The following is a 19,020-nucleotide window of genomic DNA, read 5'->3' on the forward strand; positions in this document are numbered from 1 at the left end:
TCTGGCGGGACGGAGGAAGCGACGAGATCTTCGCCGGGATCCTCGTCTGCGGTGCTCACCGCAGTCCCCGCTGCGGAATCCGGCTGGGGCAAGGCATCACGCGCGAGCAGAGCGAGAAACTCGCCCGCGCTCTCGGCGCCTGGCCCGCCTGGCCGGGGGACGGCGTGTCCGCGGCCAGCCAGACTCCAGCCCCGCCCTGCTGGTCATCGCACTCCCGATGTCCGCCGAGCTGTTCCACGTCATCGCCTCGATCGTCTGCCGCCACGGCCGACGAGGAAGCCTTGGTCAGCCGCTGCCCGATGCTGCATGTCCACCCCAAGATGCTCGCCCGGCTCACCGAGCTCGGAGCCGACCCTCTGCAACGCAGGACGCAGGCCGAGGCAGAAGGCTGAGCCATCCGTTGACCTCGGCGTTCTCAAGGCGAGAAGCCATGGCGGACACCGGAGTGCCGGAAGGTCTCCACCGCCGCCCAGTCCCAGGAGACGGCCTCCTCCTCCTCCTCCGTGCCGATGTGTGCCAGCTCGCCGGAGTCCAGCTACAGCACGCGGGTGGGAACAGCGTCGTCGTGCCGGAGCCGCGTCCGGTCGGATTACTGAGGTTTTCGGGTTGTCATCGGGTAGTGACGGTTCATGATCCCTGCGGTATGCCGGTGAGGTGAGGTATCCAGAGGGTGGGGGCCTGACCGCTGAGCGTCGGGCGTTTCGTGAGGGGATCCGGCTTCAGGCCGGCGAAAGGTTCGCGGCGGGTGAGAAGACCGCGGTCATCGCGAAAGAGCTGCGGGTGAGTGTCCGGTCGGTGGAGCGGTGGCGTCGTGCATGGCGCGAGGGCGGCATGGAGGCCTTGCGCTCGGCGGGTCCGGCGAACTCCCCGACCGTCACTGATGCCCAGTTCGCTGTGCTCGAGGAGGAACTCGGCAAGGGCCCGTCGGCGCACGGCTTCGAAGACGAACGCTGGACTCTGGTCCGGGTCCAGACGCTGATCCGTCGGCGTCTTCGGGTGAGCCTGTCGGTGGCGACGGTATGGCGGCTGCTGAAACGGCACGGCTGGTCCTGGCAGGCGCCCGCCCGCAGAGCCCTCGAGCGTGACGAGCACGCGGTGGAGCTGTGGAAGAAGGAGGTGTGGCCCCGGGTAAAAGGCTCGCGGCGGCGTCCGGTGCCTGGGTCGTCTTCGAGGACGAAGCCGGCTTCTCGATGACTCCGCCCCGTGCCCGCACCTGGGGCCGGCGCGGGCAGACTCCCGTCATCCGCGTCCGTGGCAGGTCCCGCCGCCGGACCTCGGTCGCCGCGTTGTGCTGCTACAAACCCGGTGAGAAGAGCCGTCTCATCCACCGCCCCCGCACCCATCTCCTGCTCAAGGGCGCACGCAAGAGCTTCTCCTGGAAGGACTACCGCGACCTGCTGGTGCGGGCACACATCCAGCTCGACGGCCCGATTGTGGTGGTCTGGGACAATCTCAACACCCACCTCGCCGCCGGGCTGAAACGGTACGAGGCCGAGCACGACTGGCTTACCACCGTCCGCCTCCCGCCCTATGCGCCCGACTTGAACCCCGTCGAGGCCGTCTGGTCACTCGTGCGCAGAGCAATGGCCAACACCGCTTTCGCCACACCCGACGACCTCGACCGCACATTCCGCCGCGAGTTACGCAGAATCCAGCTCCGGCCCCACCTGATCGACGGCTGCCTCACCGCCACCAACCTGACCATCGACCCACCGACCCCACCCTGAAAACCTCAGTAGCTGTTCACCCGACGGCGGGCGGTGCCGGCATGCGTGAACTCCTCGCCGTTCGGCGGCCTGGTCGGCGCGTTCGAGAGGGAGCCGGGCATGGTCGTAGCGGGACTCGGCTACGACACGTAAATGGGAGTCGCTGGCTGAAGGGCCCCCCGGTCAGGCGACCTCCTGGCGCCCGGGCGCCTTCCGCATCTTCACCCCGCTGACGATGAACGCTAGCCCCACGACGACGATGCCGAGGTAACCGGTGGACGGAAGGTCGACGACCTTGTGCATCCAGCCCCACTCCGTGCCGAAGAAGGTCTGCGAAGCGAAGCTGACGACCCCCTGGGCTCCTACGACGTAGCCGATGCTTTCGACGGTGTATCCGATGGTTGTTCGCACGGATCAACTCTCTCGCGGCGGTGCCGCAAGATCGTCCTCCACAGGGCCGAAAACACAGTAGGCCGAAGGATGTAGTCGCTTGCGCAGAGCACCGCACCAACCTCACGATGCGCCAGCTCGCCCCGCTCTTCGGGACTTCTGCCGCGACGGAGCTCTCCGAGCGGCCCCTCGGTGTCTTCTCCCGCCAGCTCGTCCTGGCCGACACCATCGACACCGAGCGCATCGAAGCCGACTACGAGGCGGGCGTCCTGACCCTGCGCATCCCGATCGCCGAGCGCGCCAAGCCCCGCAAGATCAGCATCGGCGGCGAAGCGGGCCGCAAGCAGATCTCCGGCTGAAGCCTCCCGCACCAGCCGGCCGCGGAGGGCGGGAGGAGCCGATCCCCCTCTGGCACCCGCCCTCCGCCACCCCCTCTTTTGACGTTCATCACCCCCTCCCGGAGGTGATGTTGATGTCGATGCGCGGGGAGTCGTTCCTGGCCCACGTCCAGCAACGAGGCGAGTACGAAAGCGCTGAAGAAGCCGACCGCGTCGCCCGCGTCGTCTTGGCCCTGCTGGGCGCGCACCTGGTCGGCACGGTCGGGGCCGAGCTCGCCGCCAGGCTCCCCGAGACCTACGCCCTGATCCTCCTGAACCCGCTGCAGGCCGCGGAGCCGCTCTCGCCGGAGCGGTTCGTCCGTGCGACCGCGGCCTGGATCGAGGGCGCCACAGAGAAGACGGCCCTGTGGGACATGGGCGCGGTCTTGTCCACCGCGGCCGCCGCTGCGGGAGACGTCCTCACCCGCGAGGTCCTGCTCCAGCTCCCGCCCGGCTACGACCTCCTCTTCGGCCACCCCCGACCCACCTGATCACCACCGGCCCGAGGGTCGGATCCTTCGCAGGGAAAGGCAACCGCAGCCATGTACGACCAGCCTCGCGCGAACCCGTCCCGCACCGTCATGACGTTCGACCAGATGCTGGAACGCGTGCGCTACGAGGGCGCCTATCCCACCCGCGAACGAGCCGCGGAAGCCGTCCACAACGTCCTGGCCGCCCTCGGCCGCCAGCTCACCGGCGACGAGCGCTTCCGCCTTGCCCAGTGCCTGCCCGTCGAGGCGGCCCTCACCCTGACCGCCCAGATCCCCGACACCGAACACCTCACCGGCTGGGGCTTCGTCAAAGACCTGGCCGCCCGCACCGGTGCCACCCCGGCCACCGCCCGCCGGGACACCGGCGCCGCCCTCGCCATCGTCACACGCCTCGCCGGCCCCGACCTCCTCGCCGAGATCCTGCGCCAGCTCCCCGGCGGCTACGCCCTCCTCTTCGGCCAGGCAGAACTGCCCCGACCCCAGCCCGCCACCGCCTGACCGAGCCGGCTACGCGCGGCGACAAGCGTCAGGACCGGGTCTCGGCTTCGGCAGTCGAGCAAGCCGCGGCGACGCGCGGGGCTCGTCGGGGCAGTGGCCCAGCTCGGCCCGGCGGGGCGGGAAATTTCCGGTGGAGTGGCAGTGCTTGGACGGCCGCTCCCTGTCCGGGCTCGGGCAGGGTCAGGGAGCGACTACGCGGCCGGAGTCGATTGTCTTGCTACTCGCCAGGCGAAAATCTATGCCGGCCAGGCTAGACATTGGTTGATGGCGTGGGTATGGTTTCTCTCGTAGCACAGAGAGAACGAAGGGCCTGGCAGAGATGAACTGCCGGGCGGCAAGACCCGCAGTTGCAGCATGCAGGACGGTGCGGTGGTGGAGTTTCGAAGCCAGAGCGGTTGCAGGACGGCAACGGGACTGACGACCGGACCGGGTGGCCCGCAGTGATCAGGGGCCGCCGCAAGCAGTACCGCAGTTGACGCAGTGGCAGTACCCGCAAATGCAGTTCGCAGTACCCAGCAGTGAAGTCAGTGAGCAGCACGAGCAGTACCTCGGTGAAGGCGTCGGCTGCGGGCGCGCGCACCGGGAGGTTCGGCAGTGGGGTTCTAAGCCAGAGCAGACGCAGGATGGGCGACGGGGCTGGCTGCCGGAGTGTGGCGCTGGGACAGGCCGCGCAGTAGTTCGCTTCACCAGCGGTACGCAGTACAGCAGTACGCAGTTGATCACCGAGGGAAGAACGGAGGAGCCGAGCGCCATCAGGATCGCCCGGGCGGAAACCTGAGCCCGGGTACCGCAGGACATCGATAGTGAGGTGGTCTCCGGTCAAGCAACCGCGATCCCCGCAGCCCCGACAGCATCCAGGTCGGGCCCGCGGACACAAAAGGCTGGTGCAGAGTTAGGGCCGGCAGATGGTGTAGCAGTTCCTTCGGGGCCCTGGTGCCGTACGGCACCAGGGCCCCTCAATGCGTTTCCACGAGAGGGGTTCAATGACAGCAGACGACTCGTTCGGCCGTCTCGACGACGACGATTACCCCGCCTACACCATGGGCCGGGCCGCCGAAATGCTCGGCACCACCCAGGGTTTCCTCCGTGCCCTCGGCGAAGCCCGCCTGATCACCCCGCTCCGCTCCGCCGGCGGGCACCGCCGCTACTCCCGCTACCAGCTGCGGATCGCCGCCCGGGCCCGGGAAATCGTCGACCAGGGCACGCCCGTCGAGGCCGCCTGCCGGATCGTCATCCTCGAAGACCAGCTCGAAGAAGCCCAGCGCATCAACGCCGAATACCGCCGCGCTGCCGAAAGAGCGGATCCCCCGCCCGCGTCCTGAGGCGGTCTGCGCCCGCCTGGCCCAGCGGCAGGCGTACACCGGCGCGACGCGATGGCCGTTTCTCTATGGTGACAGGCGTGCGGGCGTGTAACGTTTAAGTCAGCTGTCGTGGTTCGGAAGTTCCCTTTGCCCACGCCGAAGGCGTGGGCGTTTTGCTGTGATGTGCCGCAGGGACCAGGGCGATCACCTCCGCCTTCCGCGTTGCGGGAGGCGTTCATCGACTGGAAGGCATGGATATGGCTACGGGAACTGTGAAGTGGTTCAACGCGGAGAAGGGCTTCGGCTTCATCGCCCAGGACGGTGGCGGCCCGGACGTCTTCGCCCACTACTCGGCGATCAACTCCTCGGGCTTCCGTGAGCTCCAGGAAGGCCAGGCCGTGACGTTCGACGTCACCCAGGGCCAGAAGGGCCCGCAGGCGGAGAACATCAACCTGGCCTGACCCCTCCACCACCACCGCCCGCAGAATCACGGCCACCGCGCTCGAAGCGTAAGGCGGCTCGCACGGCTCAAACCGAGCATGCACAGTGCGGGCGGGTGTGGAGCACGAGATCGGGGCCGCGCAGCTCTTGCCGCGCGGCCCCGATCTGCGTCCGGGCTGGCGTGAGGAGCCGTTGCTCTCTCGATCAGGCGGTACATCGGTTCGGGCCGCTGCCGCTGCCGCTGCCCTGCTGTCGTGCTGAGGGTTTCGCGCTGGGGTGTCGGACAGGTACCGGGGCATCCATGTCATGGGGAACCGGGCAATCGTTTTTGCAGTGAACCGTATCCGCCGCCTGGGCGAGCGCCAGCCTGGTTCTCCGTCCGCCCGCAGCTCGTGGTTGCTAAAACGGAGGGCGTGGTCAACAACCTGTCTTCTACGGGTTGAACGCGGGCAAAGCCGAGGGAGAATCCATGGCGTCGCTGCGGGCTACTGGGTGGGGCCGGCTCCAGCGACGCCCGCGAGCTGGTCCGGCCGCACATGACGACCGCCGGCTCACCCAACGGGGCGATCGGGCGGTCGTGGTGCGCCCGGCGGGAGGTACCGCAGACATGGCCGGTTCGCCGGAAAGCGGGAGGCAATGACCGCAGACCCGCCCCCGAAGTCGGGATCGCAGCCAGCAGCGGGGTCATCGGGGTCCCGTGTTCCCTGGTGGCGCCGGCATTGGAAAGCTCTGACGGCCGCCTTCTCAGCCGCTGTGCTCGCGGCCGTCGCTTCGCTCGTAATCGATGCGGTCAAGTCCGGTCTGGAACATGCCATCAAGGGAAAGGAGCTTCCCTTCACGCTGCACGTGCAACGGGATACGGCCGCGGACTGCCCGCTCTTTCTGGTGCAGGGCGACCGCGCGAGGGTTCAGCCCCCGCGTGCCGGTGAAAGTCTCCAAGCCTGGGCACGCAAATACGACGCCACCGCCATGGACCAGGAGGCCGTCACCCTGACCGTGCAGGGCAGATCGCCGGCGAGCGTCGTGTTGAAAGACGCCCGCCTGAGAATTACCGAACGGTCCTCGCCCGTGAAGGGAACGGTCTTCGCACCCGGCGCGTACGGCTGCGGAGGCACTCTGCAGATCAGGACATTCAGCGCCGACCTCGACACGTTGCGCATCAGCCCACTTGAGAACACGCCGAACTTTCCGTACAAGACGTCCGAGAACGATCCCGAAGTCTTCGCGTTCGTCAGCACCACGAAGCATTGCCTGTGTTCCTGGTACCTGGACATCGACTGGGAAAGCGGACACGACGCGGGCACCGTGACGGTCGACGACCACGGCCGCCCCTTCCGCCTCATGCCCGCTGACCTCTCAGCGACGGTCTATCGGCTCGGTCAAAACCACCACTGGATCACGGGCCCAGACGTGCCGTCTCCCTGAACCACGTGAGGCGAGGAGGTGGGTCAGTCCTCGAAGTAGTTGGTCAGGACGCAGCCCTTCACGGTGTCCCCCGCGGTGTGTGAGTGCGGTCCGTGGGATGCGGCGTTTGAAGTCGGAGGGCAGGGGCACCCGGTGTCTCGGAGGTTGATTCATATGGTTCCCCTGCTTCTCGTTCTTCTGCTGGCCCTGCTCCTTTTCGGCGCGGGGTTCGCGTTGAAAGCCCTGTGGTGGGTCGCAGTCATCGTGCTGGTGGTGTGGCTGATCGGTTTCGTTGCCCGGCCCAGTGGCGGCAGCGCCCGCTGGTACCGCTGGTAGCGGATTCGGTGGCGGGCTGGTGATCAGCCTGACCGTCAATTCGTTGACTCCGGGCGGAAAGCCCGGCGGTTTGACGAGTTGCCGACACTGCCGAACGGAAAGGAAAGCAGCAGGATGGGCCCGCTGTCTTCTGTTGTCCGAGGAGTTGTTTTCGCGTGACTGAGCATGTGTGGAGTTACAAGTCGACCTCGGGATACCTGGCGGGTATCGACCTCACCGGTTACAAGGTCGAGGCGACGGACGGTGGCATCGGCAAGGTGGACAAGCACTCCGACGAGGTGGGTGACGCTTACCTCGTGGTCGACACCGGCATGTGGATCTTCGGGAAGGAAGTCCTGCTGCCTGCCAGCACGGTCGTGAGTGTCGACCCGGACGAGAGGAAGATCTACCTCGACCGCACCAGCGGCCAGATTAAGGACGCTCCCGAGTTCCACCGGGACCAGCACCTCGGCGACAGCGGCTATCGCGAGGAGCTGGGCACCTACTACGGCACCGGCGCCCCCTTCGGTGGTCGTCCTGCCTGAGTGCCCCAGCTGCCGTGGCCCGGACTCGTCGAGTCCGGGCCATTCGGCGTGTCCGCTTCCCTCCCTGCAACCGTCTTCGTCCTCCTCCGGCAGCCCCGTTCGGGTGATACGGGCGCCGCGTCCGGGGCCGGGGAGGCGCTGCGCGCCCGTGGCGAACGCGCAGGCAGCCTCATGCCCCCGCGGCGCCGCAGGCGGCTTACCAGCGCCGAGGTCAGGGCGCCGGACCCGCCGCCGGGGACCGGGAAGCCGTAGCTCTGTCCGAGCATCGACATCAGCCAGCCGAATCCGCCACTGCCGACGGCCTCGGGAGCCCAGGTCGGCGCCCCGCCACTTCTTCCGGTCCTCCGGGCCGACCCAGTTCGAGGCCGGCCCGTTCTCGTCGTCGGCGATGCGGGCGAGGGCTTCGTCAGCCAGCGCGCGAAAGTCGGAAGGGAACAGGGGCATAGGAGTTTCCGGGCCGTAGGGCGTGTCGACGGGTTCACCGCCCGGGCATCGCGCCGCGATCAGCGCGGCGGCCACCGCCTCGTCCGCTTCAGGGAGATGGCCAGTTGCGTCGATCGTCGGGATGAGGACGCCTCGGATCAGGGCTTCTCGTGCCTCGGACTCGGTGTCGTCGAAAACGTCGGCAAAGTCCGCGGCCGTGTCGTTGCCGAAGGCGCCGGCATCCGCGCTCCGCCCTCCGCGAGGCACGGCGCAGGGGAGTGTGCAGCTGCCACTGCGGTCGCGCAGTGCTGCGGGCACGGTCCGTCCCCCGGCGGCTGGTGTCAGTGTGGTTTGGCAGGATCACGGCATGAATGATCTTGTGGCGGACCTGTTTGATCCCGGCAACAGCTGGAGCACTCGTACGCGCGAGCGGTTCACCGGCCTGTCGCCCGAGTTGGGTGAGTTGGTCGTGCACCTCGGGACGTCCGACGGGTTCTGGAACTGGCGGTACAAGGTCGACGCCGCCTGGAAGCGCCGGGCGAAGGCGCTGCTGAAGGCGGACGGCGCCGACGAGCTGGTCCGGTACGCGGTCCGGGAGTTGGCCCGCGGCGGGTCGTTCCACGACATGGACGACCCCGAGCACGTGATCCGCGAACTCGGGATGATCAAGCCTGCCTCGCGGGCGCGCAGCCTCGCGATCGGCTTCCTCCTCGCCGCGGGCTGGCTCCGCCGGGACACCGAGGGGCTGAGCGCCGACCTCGCCGCGGTCGCCCGTAAGAACGCCCAGGCCATGGACACGTACCACCGGGTGGACCACGACATCGCGGGCGCGGCCTTCGCGGCGCTCGGCGACCTGCCCGGTCCGGACGTGATGGAGGAACTGTGGGCCCTGCACTACGACGTCGTCCCCGCCCTGCACCCGCAGAAGGTCCTGGCGAAGTCCGTGAAGAAGGCCGCCGCGCGGCTCGGAGTTCCTGCGCACGAGCTCGCCGAGCGCACCGTGCCGCGGCACGGGCTGGAGCGCGACGGGACTCTGACGGTCGGCTGGTTCGGGAAGGGCGTGCTGTGGTGGAACGCCTCGGTCGACGCGGTCGTCACCCTGCACGACACCGGGCAGGTCACCGTCGACTGGGCCGATGGTGACCACGTCACGCGCACGACGGCCCCGTTCCGTTCCCCGGCCGGGTACAAGACGCCGATGCGGGCCGACAGCGTGACGTTGGTCCGGCGCTACGCGCAGAACGTTGGCAAGACCCTGGCGCAGGAGCAGCAGCGGCTGGGAGCACTGGCCGGTGGGACGCGGACCTGGCTGTGGGCAGATTGGGTCCGGTACTACCGGGACCACCCGATCACGGGCGTGGCCACGCGCGCACTGGCCTGGGAGTACCGGCTCCCGAACGAGACCGCGTACCGCACCCTGCATCCGGACTTCTACGCCGCGCCGGAGGCCAGCGTGCCGGCCGCGACGGAGGTACGGCGGCGCCCCGACGAAGGTGCCGTGCCCGAGACCGCGGCGGGGTGAGATGCCGCCGGGGTGTGATCTCTCGCTTTGGTGGCAGCGGTGTGAGAGCCAGCGGGCCCTGGTCTGCGGCCCGAGGCGATCGGGATGGCCTCGCAACCGGACGACAGCTCCGACCGCATCGGCCCCAGGGCGTAAACCCATGGGCTGATGCTGCGCAGGAGGGGCACGTGACAGGGTTCCCCCTGTGCCCACGGACTCGCCGTTGCGGCATGGTTGACGATCCGTCACTAGGGGAGGGCTCTTGATCACTACGCCGTTCATCAGCCGGAAGGGCCTGACGCGCCGCAGCATGCTGGGAGCCGCGCTGGCCGCCGGGGCCGCCGTGCCGCTTGCCGCCGTTGCCGGCCCCGCGTGGGCTGACCCGGCCGCCCCCGACCCGGCCCCGGCCCCCGCTCCGGCGCGGCTCATGTTGCCCGTGCCGACCGGGCCGCATCCGGTGGGCACGGTTCAGCTACACCTCGTCGACCGGTCGCGTCCGGACGACCTCGCGGGCCCAGGGCACTTCCGCGAACTGATGGCCACCGTCTGGTACCCCGCCCGTGACGTCGAGCGGTACCCGGTGGCGCCCTGGATGCCGGCCGGCGCATTCCAGGCGTTCCTCGCCGACGTCGGGTTCAGCGATCTGGCCGCCCTGGGGCCGCTCACTGCCGGCCACGTAGGTGCTCCGGTGCGGCGAACGGCCCAACGGCTGCCCGTCGTCGTTTTCTCCCACGGCGCGCACAGCCACCAGGGCGACCACACCGTCATGGTCCAAGAGCTCGCCAGCCACGGGTACGCGGCTGTGACGGTGGCTCACCAGTACGACACGTACACCGAGTTCCCCGACGGCCGGATCGCCGTCCCGCTGCGCGACAGGCAGGCGCCGACGCTCCCCGGAGACTTTGCCGCTGACTTGCGCTTCGTCCTCGACTGCGTCGAGCAGCTCGCCGCCGGGCGCAATCCTGACGTCGACCACAGGGAGCTGCCGGCCGGGCTGCTCGGCTCCCTCGACCCGCAGCGCATGGGCGCGTTCGGCTGGTCGAAGGGCGGGACGGCCACCGCCTGCGCCACGCTCGCGGACGAGCGCATCCGGGCCGGGCTCAGCCTCGACGGCCCGATGCAGATGAACCCGCCATTGGCTGGCGACTTGGACCGGCCCTTCATGATGATGTCCGCCGTGTTCACCCGGGCAACGACTCCCGAGGCCGCCGCCTTCTGGTCGCACCTGCGCGGCTGGCGGCTGAACATTCAGGCCCAGGGCGCCGTCCACGTCTCGTACGGCGACAACGAAGCGCTGTTCCCACAGGTGGCGAAACTGTTCGGATGGAGCGGGCAGCAGCTCCAGGACGTGATCGGCACCCTCGATCCCGACCAGGCGGTGAAGATCCAGCAGGCCTACCCGCTCGCGTTCTTCGACGAGCACCTGCGCCACCGGCGGGGCCACCTACTCGACGGGCCGTCCCCGGCCTTCCCGGCAGTGACGTTCCTCCCCTGAGCACGCAGGGGCCAGCACCGGTGCCCAGCGTTCCATCGGGCTCTGCGGGCCCGGGTGGGACGGTAGCGCGAGGTCGATCAGGACGCGGCATGCCGGCCGTCCAGGTCATGCCGCGTGGGCCCCGGCGCGCTCGACCAGGAGTCCACGTTCGAAGCGGGCCCCGGCGCGGACCAGGAGGACGAGGTGCGCGCCGTCGACGGTTCGCCAGCGGGCCTGGACGGACTCGACGAGCTCGAACACCATGGCCAGGCCGGCCGCGCGGGAGCCGGCGCCTTTGGTGACCTCGGTGCGGAGCCGCACGGTGGCGAAGGTCGACTCGATGGGATTGGTCGTGCCGGGGCCACGGTTGGACGGGTGAGGTCAGCGCAGTCCGGCGAAAAGATCGTTCTCGGGTACGGCCGCGCCGGTGGAGTCCTTGACCCGTACGAAGGTCTCCATGCCCATCAACTGGCCGAACCTCTCCTTGCCCATCTTGAGGAAGAAGATGTTCTCGCCCTGACTGGCGTGCGCTGCCAGCGCATCGAACTTCTGACCGCTGAACGCGAGGGTGTCCACCCACGTGGTGATCTCATCGTCGGGGAGACCGATCTTGGCCATCGCGGCGGCCTCGGCCGGATCCGGCTCCGGCATGTCCTCATGAAACTCGCGCATGATCTCGCCGAACCGCCGCATGACCGAGCGGGGCATCGTCGTCCAGTACACCTTCGGTGTCAGCTCGGTCATCTCCAGCGCCGCCATCGTGATGCGGTGGGCCTGGATGTGGTCGGGGTGGCCGTAGAAGCCGTTCTCGTCGTAAGTGACGACCACATCGGGTCGGTAGTGCCGCATGAGTTCGGCAAGCCGGGCCGCACCCGTCTCCACGGGGGTCTGCCAGAAGGATTCGGGGGCGTCGTTGCTCGGCCAGCCCACCATCCCGGAGTCGGCATAGTCCAGCAACTCCAGGTCGCTGACGTTCAGGACGTCACAGCTCGCCTTGAGTTCTTGACGGCGCATCAAGGCGACGGCCGCCGGATCGTGCTCGGGATCGCCCGGCTTGACGCCTCCAGGTCCGTCACCGCATCCGCCGTCGGTACATGTCACCAAAACCGTGCGGATGCCTTCCGCCGCGTACCGCGCCAGGACCCCTCCGGTTCCGGTGGCCTCGTCGTCGGGGTGGGCGTGTACTGCCATGAGTGTCAAGGGCCGGTCAGTCATGAAAAAGTCCTCCTGTAGAAGTACGTCTTGGTTGAGTGCGCGGCGGGTACCGCGACGCTGGGGCCCGCAGATCCTGGTGAGGCGGACGACTCTGTGATCTCCGTGCTCCCCGCTCGTGCGGCGCCAGCTACTCGGTTGGTGCAACTGTTCCGACTGGTCCAGCTGTTCCCGGCCGGCACGGCCGATCCTCGCTACTTTCGAGTCCTCGGCCTGCCGCCGGTAGTTCAACGCTGCCAACCGGTAGGTGCGTGCGAGACATCGGCCCGTCGCCCGTCCAGGCGGCGGCCGTCGGGATCGGACCTTCTCCACAGTTGCCGTGTCCACCCAGCGGGCAAGCAGGCGCAGGGTCGCTAGATGCACCGCTCGACGGTGTTCCGCTGTTTGTAGGCCTCGCGGTCGACGGCCGGCGGACGACCGCCGCGCTTGCCGAGCCGCCTGCGGTTCGCGTCTGGTCCGCCGGTCGCGGGATCACTGCCCGGATCCCGCGCCGCCGCAGATGCCGGCGGATCGGTGCGTCACCAGCCTGGCCCGGCGTGGTGTTCCCGCCACCGCCCACCCCGCCGAGGCGTTCGGTCCGGCAGCAACGGCTCGATCCGCGCCCACTGCGCGTCCGTCAACGACACACATCAACCGACGATCAGATGATCCTTAGGAAACGGCGTCATCCGACTGAAGGGGGTAGCGTCCGGGTTTCCTTGGGCGTGGCGTCGATGACGGTGCCGATGGGATTCCAGCCGTGGGGCCCGGAGGGGTCGCCCCCGTCGAAGAGGTGGATGCCGATGCTGCCGTCGGAGCCGGTGAGGAGGTAGTCGGCGTGGCTGTCCCCGTCGAAGTCGGACAGCTGGACCTTGTCGTGGTCGGTGGTGAGGCCGGTTGCGGTCTGCCCGAGGTACTTCCAGCCGCCGTGGCTGTCCCCGCCGCGGTTGAGATAGGTGGTGACGCTGCCGCTGGCGCTGATCATCCAGTAATCGGCCCTGCCGTCGCCGTCGTAGTCGGCCAGCCGCACCCGGCTCCGGTCCGTCGTGGTGCCGGTGGCCACCTGGCCGATGTCGCGCCAGCCGGTGTCGCCCACCCCGTCGCCGCCGCGGTTGAGGTACGCGTGGACGGCGCCGTTGTCGGCGATGGTGAGGTAGTCGGCCCTGCCGTCTCCGTCGAAGTCGGCCACACGGACCTGTTCGGGACGGATCGTCGTGCCGGTGGCCACCTTGCCGATGCCCTGCCACCCGCCTGCTCCCGCGGGGTCGCCGCCGCGGTTGAGCCACACGTTGACGGACCCGTCGGAGTTGACGACCCAGTAGTCGCTCCTGCCGTCTCCGTCGAAGTCGGCCAGATGCACCCGCGTACGGTCCCTCGTCGTGCCGGTGGCGACGGCGCCGAGCGCCTTCCAGCCGCCACCCGGCTTCCCGCCTTCGTTGCGCCAGGCCCGCACCTCACCGCTGTCCGCGATGGTGAGGTAATCGGGACGTCCGTCGCCGTCGAAGTCCGCCCACCGTACGGGGCCGGCGCCGCCCGTCTCCGTACCGGCCCGCGGCCCGCGCGGCCGCACGGCCCAGCCGTCGGTGACGGACTGCTCCAGGCCGTCGCGGTACGCCAGGGCCATCTTGCGGTAGCCGGCGTCATTGGGGTGCAGGTGGTCGGGCAACTCGGCCGCGACGTCCAGGCGGGGCGGTTCAACGAAACGGAACCGCTCGCCGCGGGCGCGGCGCGCCGCTTCCTGGCCACGGAGGGCGGCATTGAAAGCCCGCGTCTGTGGTTCGAGCCCCGGGGTGTCGGTGAGCAGGCCCTGGACGATGACGGTCACCCCGGGTCGATTGGCGACGATGCGGTCGACGAGTGAGGACAGTCGCCGTGCAGCGTCCGCAGGGTCGGCGTGATGGGTGTTGAGGTCGTTGATGCCCAGGTGTAGCAGGACGACGTCGGGGTCGGCTGCGGTCTGCCAGCGGTCGATGTTCGAGCGGACGTCGTCGATGGTCCAGCCGCTGTGACCCTCGTTGTCGGGGTCGCTGACGTTGCCGAAGGAGCGGGAGCCGACGAAGTCGGGTGTGTAGCGTGCCTGGCCCTCGATCAGGCCCCACAGCTCCGAGCGGTATCCGGCGCCGTGGGAACTGCCCGCGCCCGCGGTGATCGAGTCACCGAGCGGCATGATCCTCACCAGGGGTGGGGCGGGCTGGACGGCTGCGGCGGCCGGTGAGGCGCCGAGGCCGAGTGCGGTCGCGACGCCCGCCAGCAGGACGAGGCCGAGTGGGGTGGTGCGCTTCATCAGGGTGACGGCCCTTCAGGGAAAGAACGGAGTCCGGAAACAAAAGTGCCCGCCGTCCGTCCTCCACGCGGGGCGAGGGAACGGACGGCGGGCAGTGCGACCGAGTGCAACCGCAGTGCAGTGCAGTGCAGTGCAGTGCAGTGCAGTGCAGATCAGAGCAGAGCAGAGCAGCAGTGATACGGGTACGGTCAGGCGCCGCTGGCGACCTTGCCGAGGTCGGTCCAGCCCTTGGCGCCGGCCGGGTCACCGCCGTTCCATGCGAGGACGGAGGCGCTGCTGCCGGCACCGGCGAGGACGTAGTCGGCGTGGGTGTCTGAGTTGAAGTCGACGAACTGGACCTTGGTGTGGTCGGTGGTCTGTCCGCCCGTGACCTGGCCGACGACGCTCCAGCCGTTGTTCGGGACGACGTCACCGCCGCGGTTGAGGAAGAGGTCGACCTTGCCGTCGGGCTTGACGACGTAGTAGTCGGCCTTGCCGTCGCCGTCGGAGTCGGCGAACCGCACCCGGTTGCGGTCGGTGGTGGCACCCGTCGTCACTCGGCCGATGCCCTGCCAGGGGGCGACCTGGTCGCCGCCGCGGTTGAGGTAGACGTCGACGGCGCCGGTGTCGTTGAAGACGAGGTAGTCGGTGCGGCCGTCGCCGTCCCAGTCGGCGAAGCGGACCTTGCTCTGGTCCGTGGTGACGCCGGTCGCGACCTGACCGAGGGCCTTCCACGGCGCGACCTTGTCGCCCCCGCGGTTGAGCCATGCGTTCACGGAGCCGTTGGCATTGATGACGAGGTAGTCGGCCTTGCCGTCCCCGTCGAAGTCGGCCAGACGCACCCGGGAGCGATCGGTGGTCGTACCGGACGCGACCTGGCCCAGGCCCTGCCAGCCGTTCGCACCGGCGGGGTCACCGCCGTGGTTCAGCCACACGGACACGGCACCGTTGTCGGCGATGGTGATGTAGTCGGGCTTGCGGTCGCCGTCGAAGTCGGCCCAGCGCACCCGGTCACTGCCGCCGGCCTCGTTCACCGCGGCGGAAGGACGCGGGTCGGTGGGGACGGTTCCGCTGGCCCAGAGGGCGCCGCCCTTGCCCTCGCCGCCGTCCTTCCGGTAGACGACGAGGTTGCCGTCGTTCTGGAAGGTGAGGTACGCGCCGGTGTTGCCGTAGGTGGCGGTGGACCAGTAGGAATTGCCTGTTCCGTCGCCGCCGCCCTTGCGGTAGGCGACGAGGTTGCCGTCGCGCTGCATGGAGAGGTAGGAGCCGTCGCCGCCGGCGACGTCGGAACTCCACACCTGCTTGGCCTGGCTCTTGTCCCAGACGTACAGGCGGCCGTCGCGGGCCATGACGAAGATCTTGGCGGGGCTGTCCATCCAGAAACCGGCCGGGTAGCGGCCGTCGCTGGGCAGGGTGTTCGGGCGCATCCCGGTCTCCGACGACCACAGGCCGCCGCCGGTACCCTCCCCGCCGTCCTTCTTGTACACGACGAGGTTGCCGTCGTCCTGGAAGCGCAGGTACGCGCCGGCGTTGCCGAAGGTGGCGGTGGACCAGAGGTGACCGCCCTTGCCGTCCCCACCGGTCTTCGTGTAGACGGCGAAGTTGCCGTCGGCCTGCATGATCGCGTACGCGCCCGGGTTGCCGTAGGTGTTGGAGGACCAGAGCGCAGCGCCCTTACCCTCACCACCGCTGTTGTGGTAGATGACCAGGTTGCCGTCTGCCTGCATGGAGAGCTTGAGGTTCTTGCCGACGAGGGTCGTGCCCGACTCGATGATCTGACCGGAGCGGACCAGAAGCGGGTCGGTGACCGTGGCGATCCACTCGCCGAGGTCGTCGGTACGGGCGGAGACGGCGCCGGTACGGGTCTCGGCGGGGTTGGTGCCGAGGCAGCCGCCCTGCCAGGACCGGCTGTTGACGCCGACGAGCTCCCCGGCCGCGTTCAGCAGCGGACCTCCGGTGTCGCCCTTGCAGATCGCGTCGGTGCCCTTGCCGGTGATGGTCAGGGTGGTGGCGTCGGTCGCATTGACCGTGAAGGCACCGGTGTGGAGCTTGTCGGGTACCCACTCGGTCTTCGTCCGGCCGAAACCGGCGGCGGTGAGGTCCGCGCCGGCGGCAGGGAGGGTGGCGGCGGGTTTGACCGTGGCCGCGCCTCGGGCGGGCACCCCCAGACGGGCGAGGACCACGTCGCGATCGGTGCGCGGGACGAGTTCGGACACTTCGAGGGCCCGGCCGTCCGCGAGGGTGACCGTCGACTTCAGGGCGGGCTTCCCGGCCGGAACCTGCTGGCCCGGGGCGGGGGCGAAGCAGCTGGCGGCGGTGGCGACCCACCACTCGTTGACGAGCGCCGCGGTGCACGCACGGCCGTTGGCGTCGTCGCCGATGTTCAGCTTGACGACGGATGCGTACTGGCCGGTCGGGGCCTCGGGGCCCGTGAGGGCCTGGGCGGATCCGGCGGTGGTGAGACCGGCTGCGACGGCGGTGGCGGCTGCGAGCAGGCCGGTCATCCGCGCGGTCCGCGGACGGGGTGCAGACATGTGGCTTTCCTTAGAGCAGTGGGGTGGGCCGGGGCTGTCGGTCCGGGACTGCCGCGACGCCCGAGAAGGCTGGTTACAGGTACCAGCTCTGAGTGGCGAAGGACGGGTCGGAGGAGTGCTCCCACTGCTGGGCGGGGGCGCCGTTGTCCTTGCTGGAGTCGGAGATCTCCAGGGTCTTGCCGCTGTTGACGTTGCTGATGTTCAGGCTGACGGTGCTGCCGGCCTGCTTGATCGTCCAGAGCATGGTGGGGATGTCGTGGCAGGTGTACTGCTGCGCACGGGCGCCGTTGTCCTTGATGGAGTTGATGATCTCCAGACACTTGCCGCTGTTCACGTTCACGATCTGGTAGACACCTGCGGTGGCCGTGGGGCGGAGCTCCCACTTCGCGCCGGCCTGCGCGCCGCAGGTCCACTGCTGGGCGGGGGCGTCGTCGTCCTTGCTGGAGTCGGAGATCTCCAGGCACTTGCCGCTGTTCATGTTGCGGATCTGACCGCCTGCGGGCAGGGGGAGGGGAGAGGGCCAGGCGTTGGCGCCCGGGGCGACGGCGCCCTGTCCGTTGCCCCGGTAGAAGTTGAAGCGCTGCTGGTTGCTCCACAGACCGCCGAGGTCGGTCTTGCCGTCGCCGTTGAAGTCACCGGACAACAGGACGGGCATGTTGTTCCAGGCGGTGTCGTGCCACATGGAGACGCCGGTGTCGAGGCCGCCGGCGGCGTCGCCGCTGTAGCGGCGCAGGGCGCCGTCGGAGGCGATGGCCACGACGTCGTCGCGGCCGTCGTTGTTGAAGTCGCCGGTGGTGATCTTCTGGATGCCCAGCCAGGTGTTGTCCGGCCACATCTTGCGGCTCTGGCTGGTCAGCACGCCGTCCGCGGTCGTGGAGTACGCGTGCAGGGACCCCTTGGCGTCACCCGTACCCCAGACGGCGATGAGCCCGTCGCGGTCGGAGCCCGGCGCCCGGTAGCGGTCGAGTTGCCGCATGGCGTCCCAGTTGGTGCTCGCGTCCGCCCACATCGCCTTGCCGTCGGCCAGGCTGCCGTCGGACCGGCCCGCGTACAGGCGCAGAGCGCCGTTGCTCCAGACGGAGGCGATGTCGGTGAACCCGTCGCCGTTGAAGTCACCCCCGATGATCTTCTTGGCGGGACCCCAGCTGCCGTCGGCCCGCCACAGCGGGCGGCCGTACTCGAAGGTGCCGTCGGGACGGCCGGCGAAGGTGTGCAGGTTGCCGTCAGTGGTGACGGCGGCGATGTCCGTACGGCCGTCCTGGTTGAAGTCGCCCGTCCCCATCACCTTGGTGACGTTGGGCACCACGGACGCCAGACGCACCGCGGGAGTGGTCTTGCGGACCTGGTCCACCCAGGCCGCCACGTCGTCGACACGGACGTCGAGCGCCCCGGTGCGGGTCTCGGCCGCGTCCGTGCCCAGACAGCCGCCCTGCCAGGAACGAGAATTGACCGCCGCCAGCTCGGGACCGCCGTCCGTCTGACGAAGAGCCGGACCGCCGGCGTCACCCTTGCAGACCACCGCGCCGCCCGATGCGTTCAGGCCGAGCGTGCCACCGTCGACGGAGGCCACGGTGAAGACCCCGGTGTGCGCCTTGTCCGGGACCCATTCCGTCTTCGTCCGCCCGAACCCCAAAGACGTGAGTTGCTCGCCCGCCAACGGGGCGGTGGTGGCGACCTTGACCGGCTCCACCCCGACGACCCGCCAGGCGAGCTTCACCATCACCAGGTCGCGGTCCGCGTGCGGAACGAGCTCCGCCGCTTCGACCACGGTGCCCGTGGACTGCGTGAGATCGGTGCGTCCCACGGTGACGGTGGTCTTCAGGGCGGGCTTGCCGGCCGGGACCGCGGCGGAGCCGTTGCGGAAACAGGACGCGGCGGTGATCACCCACTGGGCATCGACCAACGCCCCCGAACAGGACGCTTTGTCACCCACGTTGAGTTTCGCGGCGAAGGCGTAGCCGCTGCCCGGAGCATCGCTGCCGCTGAGGGCCGTGGCGGGACCGGCGGTGAGCAGTCCACCCCCCACTGCGGCGGAAAGCAGGGCGGCAGCCCACGCGGTGCGTGAACCATGTACGGACATGAAGATCCTTTTTTGGGTGTGCGAAGAAGCAGGGCCTTGCCCGGCCGGGCCATGGTGCGGAGACGGCCAGGCGAGTCATCGACTCA

At 69.2% G+C, this 19,020-nt stretch carries 17 protein-coding genes and 3 pseudogenes; 12 read left to right on the forward strand and 8 right to left on the reverse strand.

What is annotated here, in order from left to right; all coding sequences use genetic code 11:
* Window positions 1–654 precede the first annotated feature (654 nt).
* Window positions 655–1,194, forward strand: a complete 540-nt coding sequence (locus tag OHA65_RS37885; RefSeq protein WP_327286688.1) for a winged helix-turn-helix domain-containing protein — start codon at window positions 655–657, stop codon at window positions 1,192–1,194.
* On the forward strand, window positions 1,191–1,727 hold the full coding sequence (locus tag OHA65_RS37890) for a transposase (protein ID WP_327286689.1): 537 nt from the start codon (window positions 1,191–1,193) through the stop codon (window positions 1,725–1,727). Before OHA65_RS37885 ends, OHA65_RS37890 begins: the two co-directional genes overlap by 4 nt.
* A gap of 162 nt (window positions 1,728–1,889) precedes the next feature.
* Here the strand turns inward: OHA65_RS37890 and OHA65_RS37895 are convergent, their stop codons facing one another.
* Entirely contained in the window at window positions 1,890–2,117 is a 228-nt protein-coding gene (locus OHA65_RS37895) for a hypothetical protein (RefSeq protein WP_327286386.1), read from the reverse strand.
* Between OHA65_RS37895 and OHA65_RS37900 the strand changes: the two genes are divergently transcribed.
* The 8 genes from OHA65_RS37900 to OHA65_RS37935 all read left to right on the forward strand — a co-directional run bounded on the left by OHA65_RS37900 (window position 2,099) and on the right by OHA65_RS37935 (window position 7,468).
* Window positions 2,099–2,455 carry an Hsp20/alpha crystallin family protein gene (locus OHA65_RS37900; protein ID WP_405763665.1) on the forward strand — a complete coding sequence of 119 codons (357 nt, stop codon included), beginning with the start codon at window positions 2,099–2,101 and terminating at the stop codon, window positions 2,453–2,455. The two genes, OHA65_RS37895 and OHA65_RS37900, sit on opposite strands and share 19 nt — an antisense overlap.
* Window positions 2,456–2,568: 113 nt before the next feature.
* Entirely contained in the window at window positions 2,569–2,964 is a 396-nt protein-coding gene (locus tag OHA65_RS37905; protein ID WP_331736390.1) for a DUF2267 domain-containing protein, read from the forward strand.
* Window positions 2,965–3,015: 51 nt separating this feature from the next.
* Window positions 3,016–3,462 (forward strand): DUF2267 domain-containing protein, encoded by a 447-nt coding sequence (locus OHA65_RS37910; RefSeq protein ID WP_327286388.1) that lies wholly within the window; start codon window positions 3,016–3,018, stop codon window positions 3,460–3,462.
* A 983-nt stretch (window positions 3,463–4,445) separates the two neighbouring features.
* Window positions 4,446–4,784: a MerR family transcriptional regulator gene (locus tag OHA65_RS37915; RefSeq protein WP_327286389.1), complete on the forward strand. Its 339-nt coding sequence runs from the start codon at window positions 4,446–4,448 to the stop codon at window positions 4,782–4,784.
* Between the two features lie 236 nt (window positions 4,785–5,020).
* Window positions 5,021–5,224: a cold-shock protein gene (locus OHA65_RS37920; RefSeq protein WP_065965692.1), complete on the forward strand. Its 204-nt coding sequence runs from the start codon at window positions 5,021–5,023 to the stop codon at window positions 5,222–5,224.
* Window positions 5,225–5,957: 733 nt separating this feature from the next.
* Window positions 5,958–6,629: a hypothetical protein gene (locus OHA65_RS37925; RefSeq protein WP_329316911.1), complete on the forward strand. Its 672-nt coding sequence runs from the start codon at window positions 5,958–5,960 to the stop codon at window positions 6,627–6,629.
* Between the two features lie 153 nt (window positions 6,630–6,782).
* Window positions 6,783–6,944 (forward strand): hydrophobic protein, encoded by a 162-nt coding sequence (locus OHA65_RS37930; protein WP_327286392.1) that lies wholly within the window; start codon window positions 6,783–6,785, stop codon window positions 6,942–6,944.
* A 155-nt stretch (window positions 6,945–7,099) separates the two neighbouring features.
* The gene (locus tag OHA65_RS37935) at window positions 7,100–7,468 is read left to right on the forward strand and encodes a PRC-barrel domain-containing protein (protein ID WP_327286393.1); all 369 of its coding nucleotides are present in this window, start codon (window positions 7,100–7,102) and stop codon (window positions 7,466–7,468) included.
* Between the two features lie 384 nt (window positions 7,469–7,852).
* Here the strand turns inward: OHA65_RS37935 and OHA65_RS37940 are convergent.
* A pseudogene (locus tag OHA65_RS37940) lies at window positions 7,853–8,209 on the reverse strand (DUF4259 domain-containing protein); the annotation flags it as partial.
* A 49-nt stretch (window positions 8,210–8,258) separates the two neighbouring features.
* Between OHA65_RS37940 and OHA65_RS37945 the strand changes: the two are divergent.
* Window positions 8,259–9,413 (forward strand): hypothetical protein, encoded by a 1,155-nt coding sequence (locus tag OHA65_RS37945; protein WP_327286395.1) that lies wholly within the window; start codon window positions 8,259–8,261, stop codon window positions 9,411–9,413.
* Between the two features lie 241 nt (window positions 9,414–9,654).
* A complete protein-coding gene (locus OHA65_RS37950) occupies window positions 9,655–10,887 on the forward strand; it encodes an acetylhydrolase (protein ID WP_327286396.1) in 1,233 nt (410 codons plus the stop codon).
* A 105-nt stretch (window positions 10,888–10,992) separates the two neighbouring features.
* Here OHA65_RS37950 and OHA65_RS37955 read toward each other — a convergent pair.
* The 6 genes and pseudogenes from OHA65_RS37955 to OHA65_RS37980 all read right to left on the reverse strand — a co-directional run.
* Window positions 10,993–11,220 (reverse strand): annotated as a pseudogene (locus OHA65_RS37955) (IS256 family transposase); the annotation flags it as partial.
* Between the two features lie 27 nt (window positions 11,221–11,247).
* Window positions 11,248–12,081, reverse strand: a complete 834-nt coding sequence (locus OHA65_RS37960; RefSeq protein ID WP_327286397.1) for a PIG-L family deacetylase — start codon at window positions 12,079–12,081, stop codon at window positions 11,248–11,250.
* Window positions 12,082–12,434: 353 nt separating this feature from the next.
* Window positions 12,435–12,589: pseudogene (locus OHA65_RS37965) on the reverse strand (IS5/IS1182 family transposase); the annotation flags it as partial.
* Between the two features lie 153 nt (window positions 12,590–12,742).
* On the reverse strand, window positions 12,743–14,341 hold the full coding sequence (locus OHA65_RS37970) for an FG-GAP-like repeat-containing protein (protein ID WP_331736392.1): 1,599 nt from the start codon (window positions 14,339–14,341) through the stop codon (window positions 12,743–12,745).
* A gap of 188 nt (window positions 14,342–14,529) precedes the next feature.
* Window positions 14,530–16,854 carry an FG-GAP-like repeat-containing protein gene (locus tag OHA65_RS37975; RefSeq protein ID WP_331736394.1) on the reverse strand — a complete coding sequence of 775 codons (2,325 nt, stop codon included), beginning with the start codon at window positions 16,852–16,854 and terminating at the stop codon, window positions 14,530–14,532.
* Between the two features lie 73 nt (window positions 16,855–16,927).
* Complete coding sequence (locus tag OHA65_RS37980; RefSeq protein WP_331736396.1) at window positions 16,928–18,934, reverse strand: RICIN domain-containing protein; 2,007 nt, start codon at window positions 18,932–18,934, stop codon at window positions 16,928–16,930.
* Window positions 18,935–19,020 lie beyond the last annotated feature (86 nt).

Source organism: Streptomyces sp. NBC_00045 (genome assembly GCF_045041095.1).
GTDB lineage: Bacteria > Actinomycetota > Actinomycetes > Streptomycetales > Streptomycetaceae > Streptomyces.

Bases quoted from the DNA above. Each gene is read 5' to 3' on its own strand.
- OHA65_RS37980 (WP_331736396.1), bottom strand. From the start codon at position 18,934: ATGTCCGTACATGGTTCACGCACCGCGTGGGCTGCCGCCCTGCTTTCC.
- OHA65_RS37975 (WP_331736394.1), bottom strand. From the start codon at position 16,854: ATGTCTGCACCCCGTCCGCGGACCGCGCGGATGACCGGCCTGCTCGCA.
- OHA65_RS37945 (WP_327286395.1), top strand. From the start codon at position 8,259: ATGAATGATCTTGTGGCGGACCTGTTTGATCCCGGCAACAGCTGGAGC.
- OHA65_RS37905 (WP_331736390.1), top strand. From the start codon at position 2,569: ATGTCGATGCGCGGGGAGTCGTTCCTGGCCCACGTCCAGCAACGAGGC.
- OHA65_RS37915 (WP_327286389.1), top strand. From the start codon at position 4,446: ATGACAGCAGACGACTCGTTCGGCCGTCTCGACGACGACGATTACCCC.
- OHA65_RS37910 (WP_327286388.1), top strand. From the start codon at position 3,016: ATGTACGACCAGCCTCGCGCGAACCCGTCCCGCACCGTCATGACGTTC.
- OHA65_RS37930 (WP_327286392.1), top strand. From the start codon at position 6,783: ATGGTTCCCCTGCTTCTCGTTCTTCTGCTGGCCCTGCTCCTTTTCGGC.
- OHA65_RS37890 (WP_327286689.1), top strand. From the start codon at position 1,191: ATGACTCCGCCCCGTGCCCGCACCTGGGGCCGGCGCGGGCAGACTCCC.
- OHA65_RS37920 (WP_065965692.1), top strand. From the start codon at position 5,021: ATGGCTACGGGAACTGTGAAGTGGTTCAACGCGGAGAAGGGCTTCGGC.
- OHA65_RS37970 (WP_331736392.1), bottom strand. From the start codon at position 14,341: ATGAAGCGCACCACCCCACTCGGCCTCGTCCTGCTGGCGGGCGTCGCG.
- OHA65_RS37960 (WP_327286397.1), bottom strand. From the start codon at position 12,081: ATGACTGACCGGCCCTTGACACTCATGGCAGTACACGCCCACCCCGAC.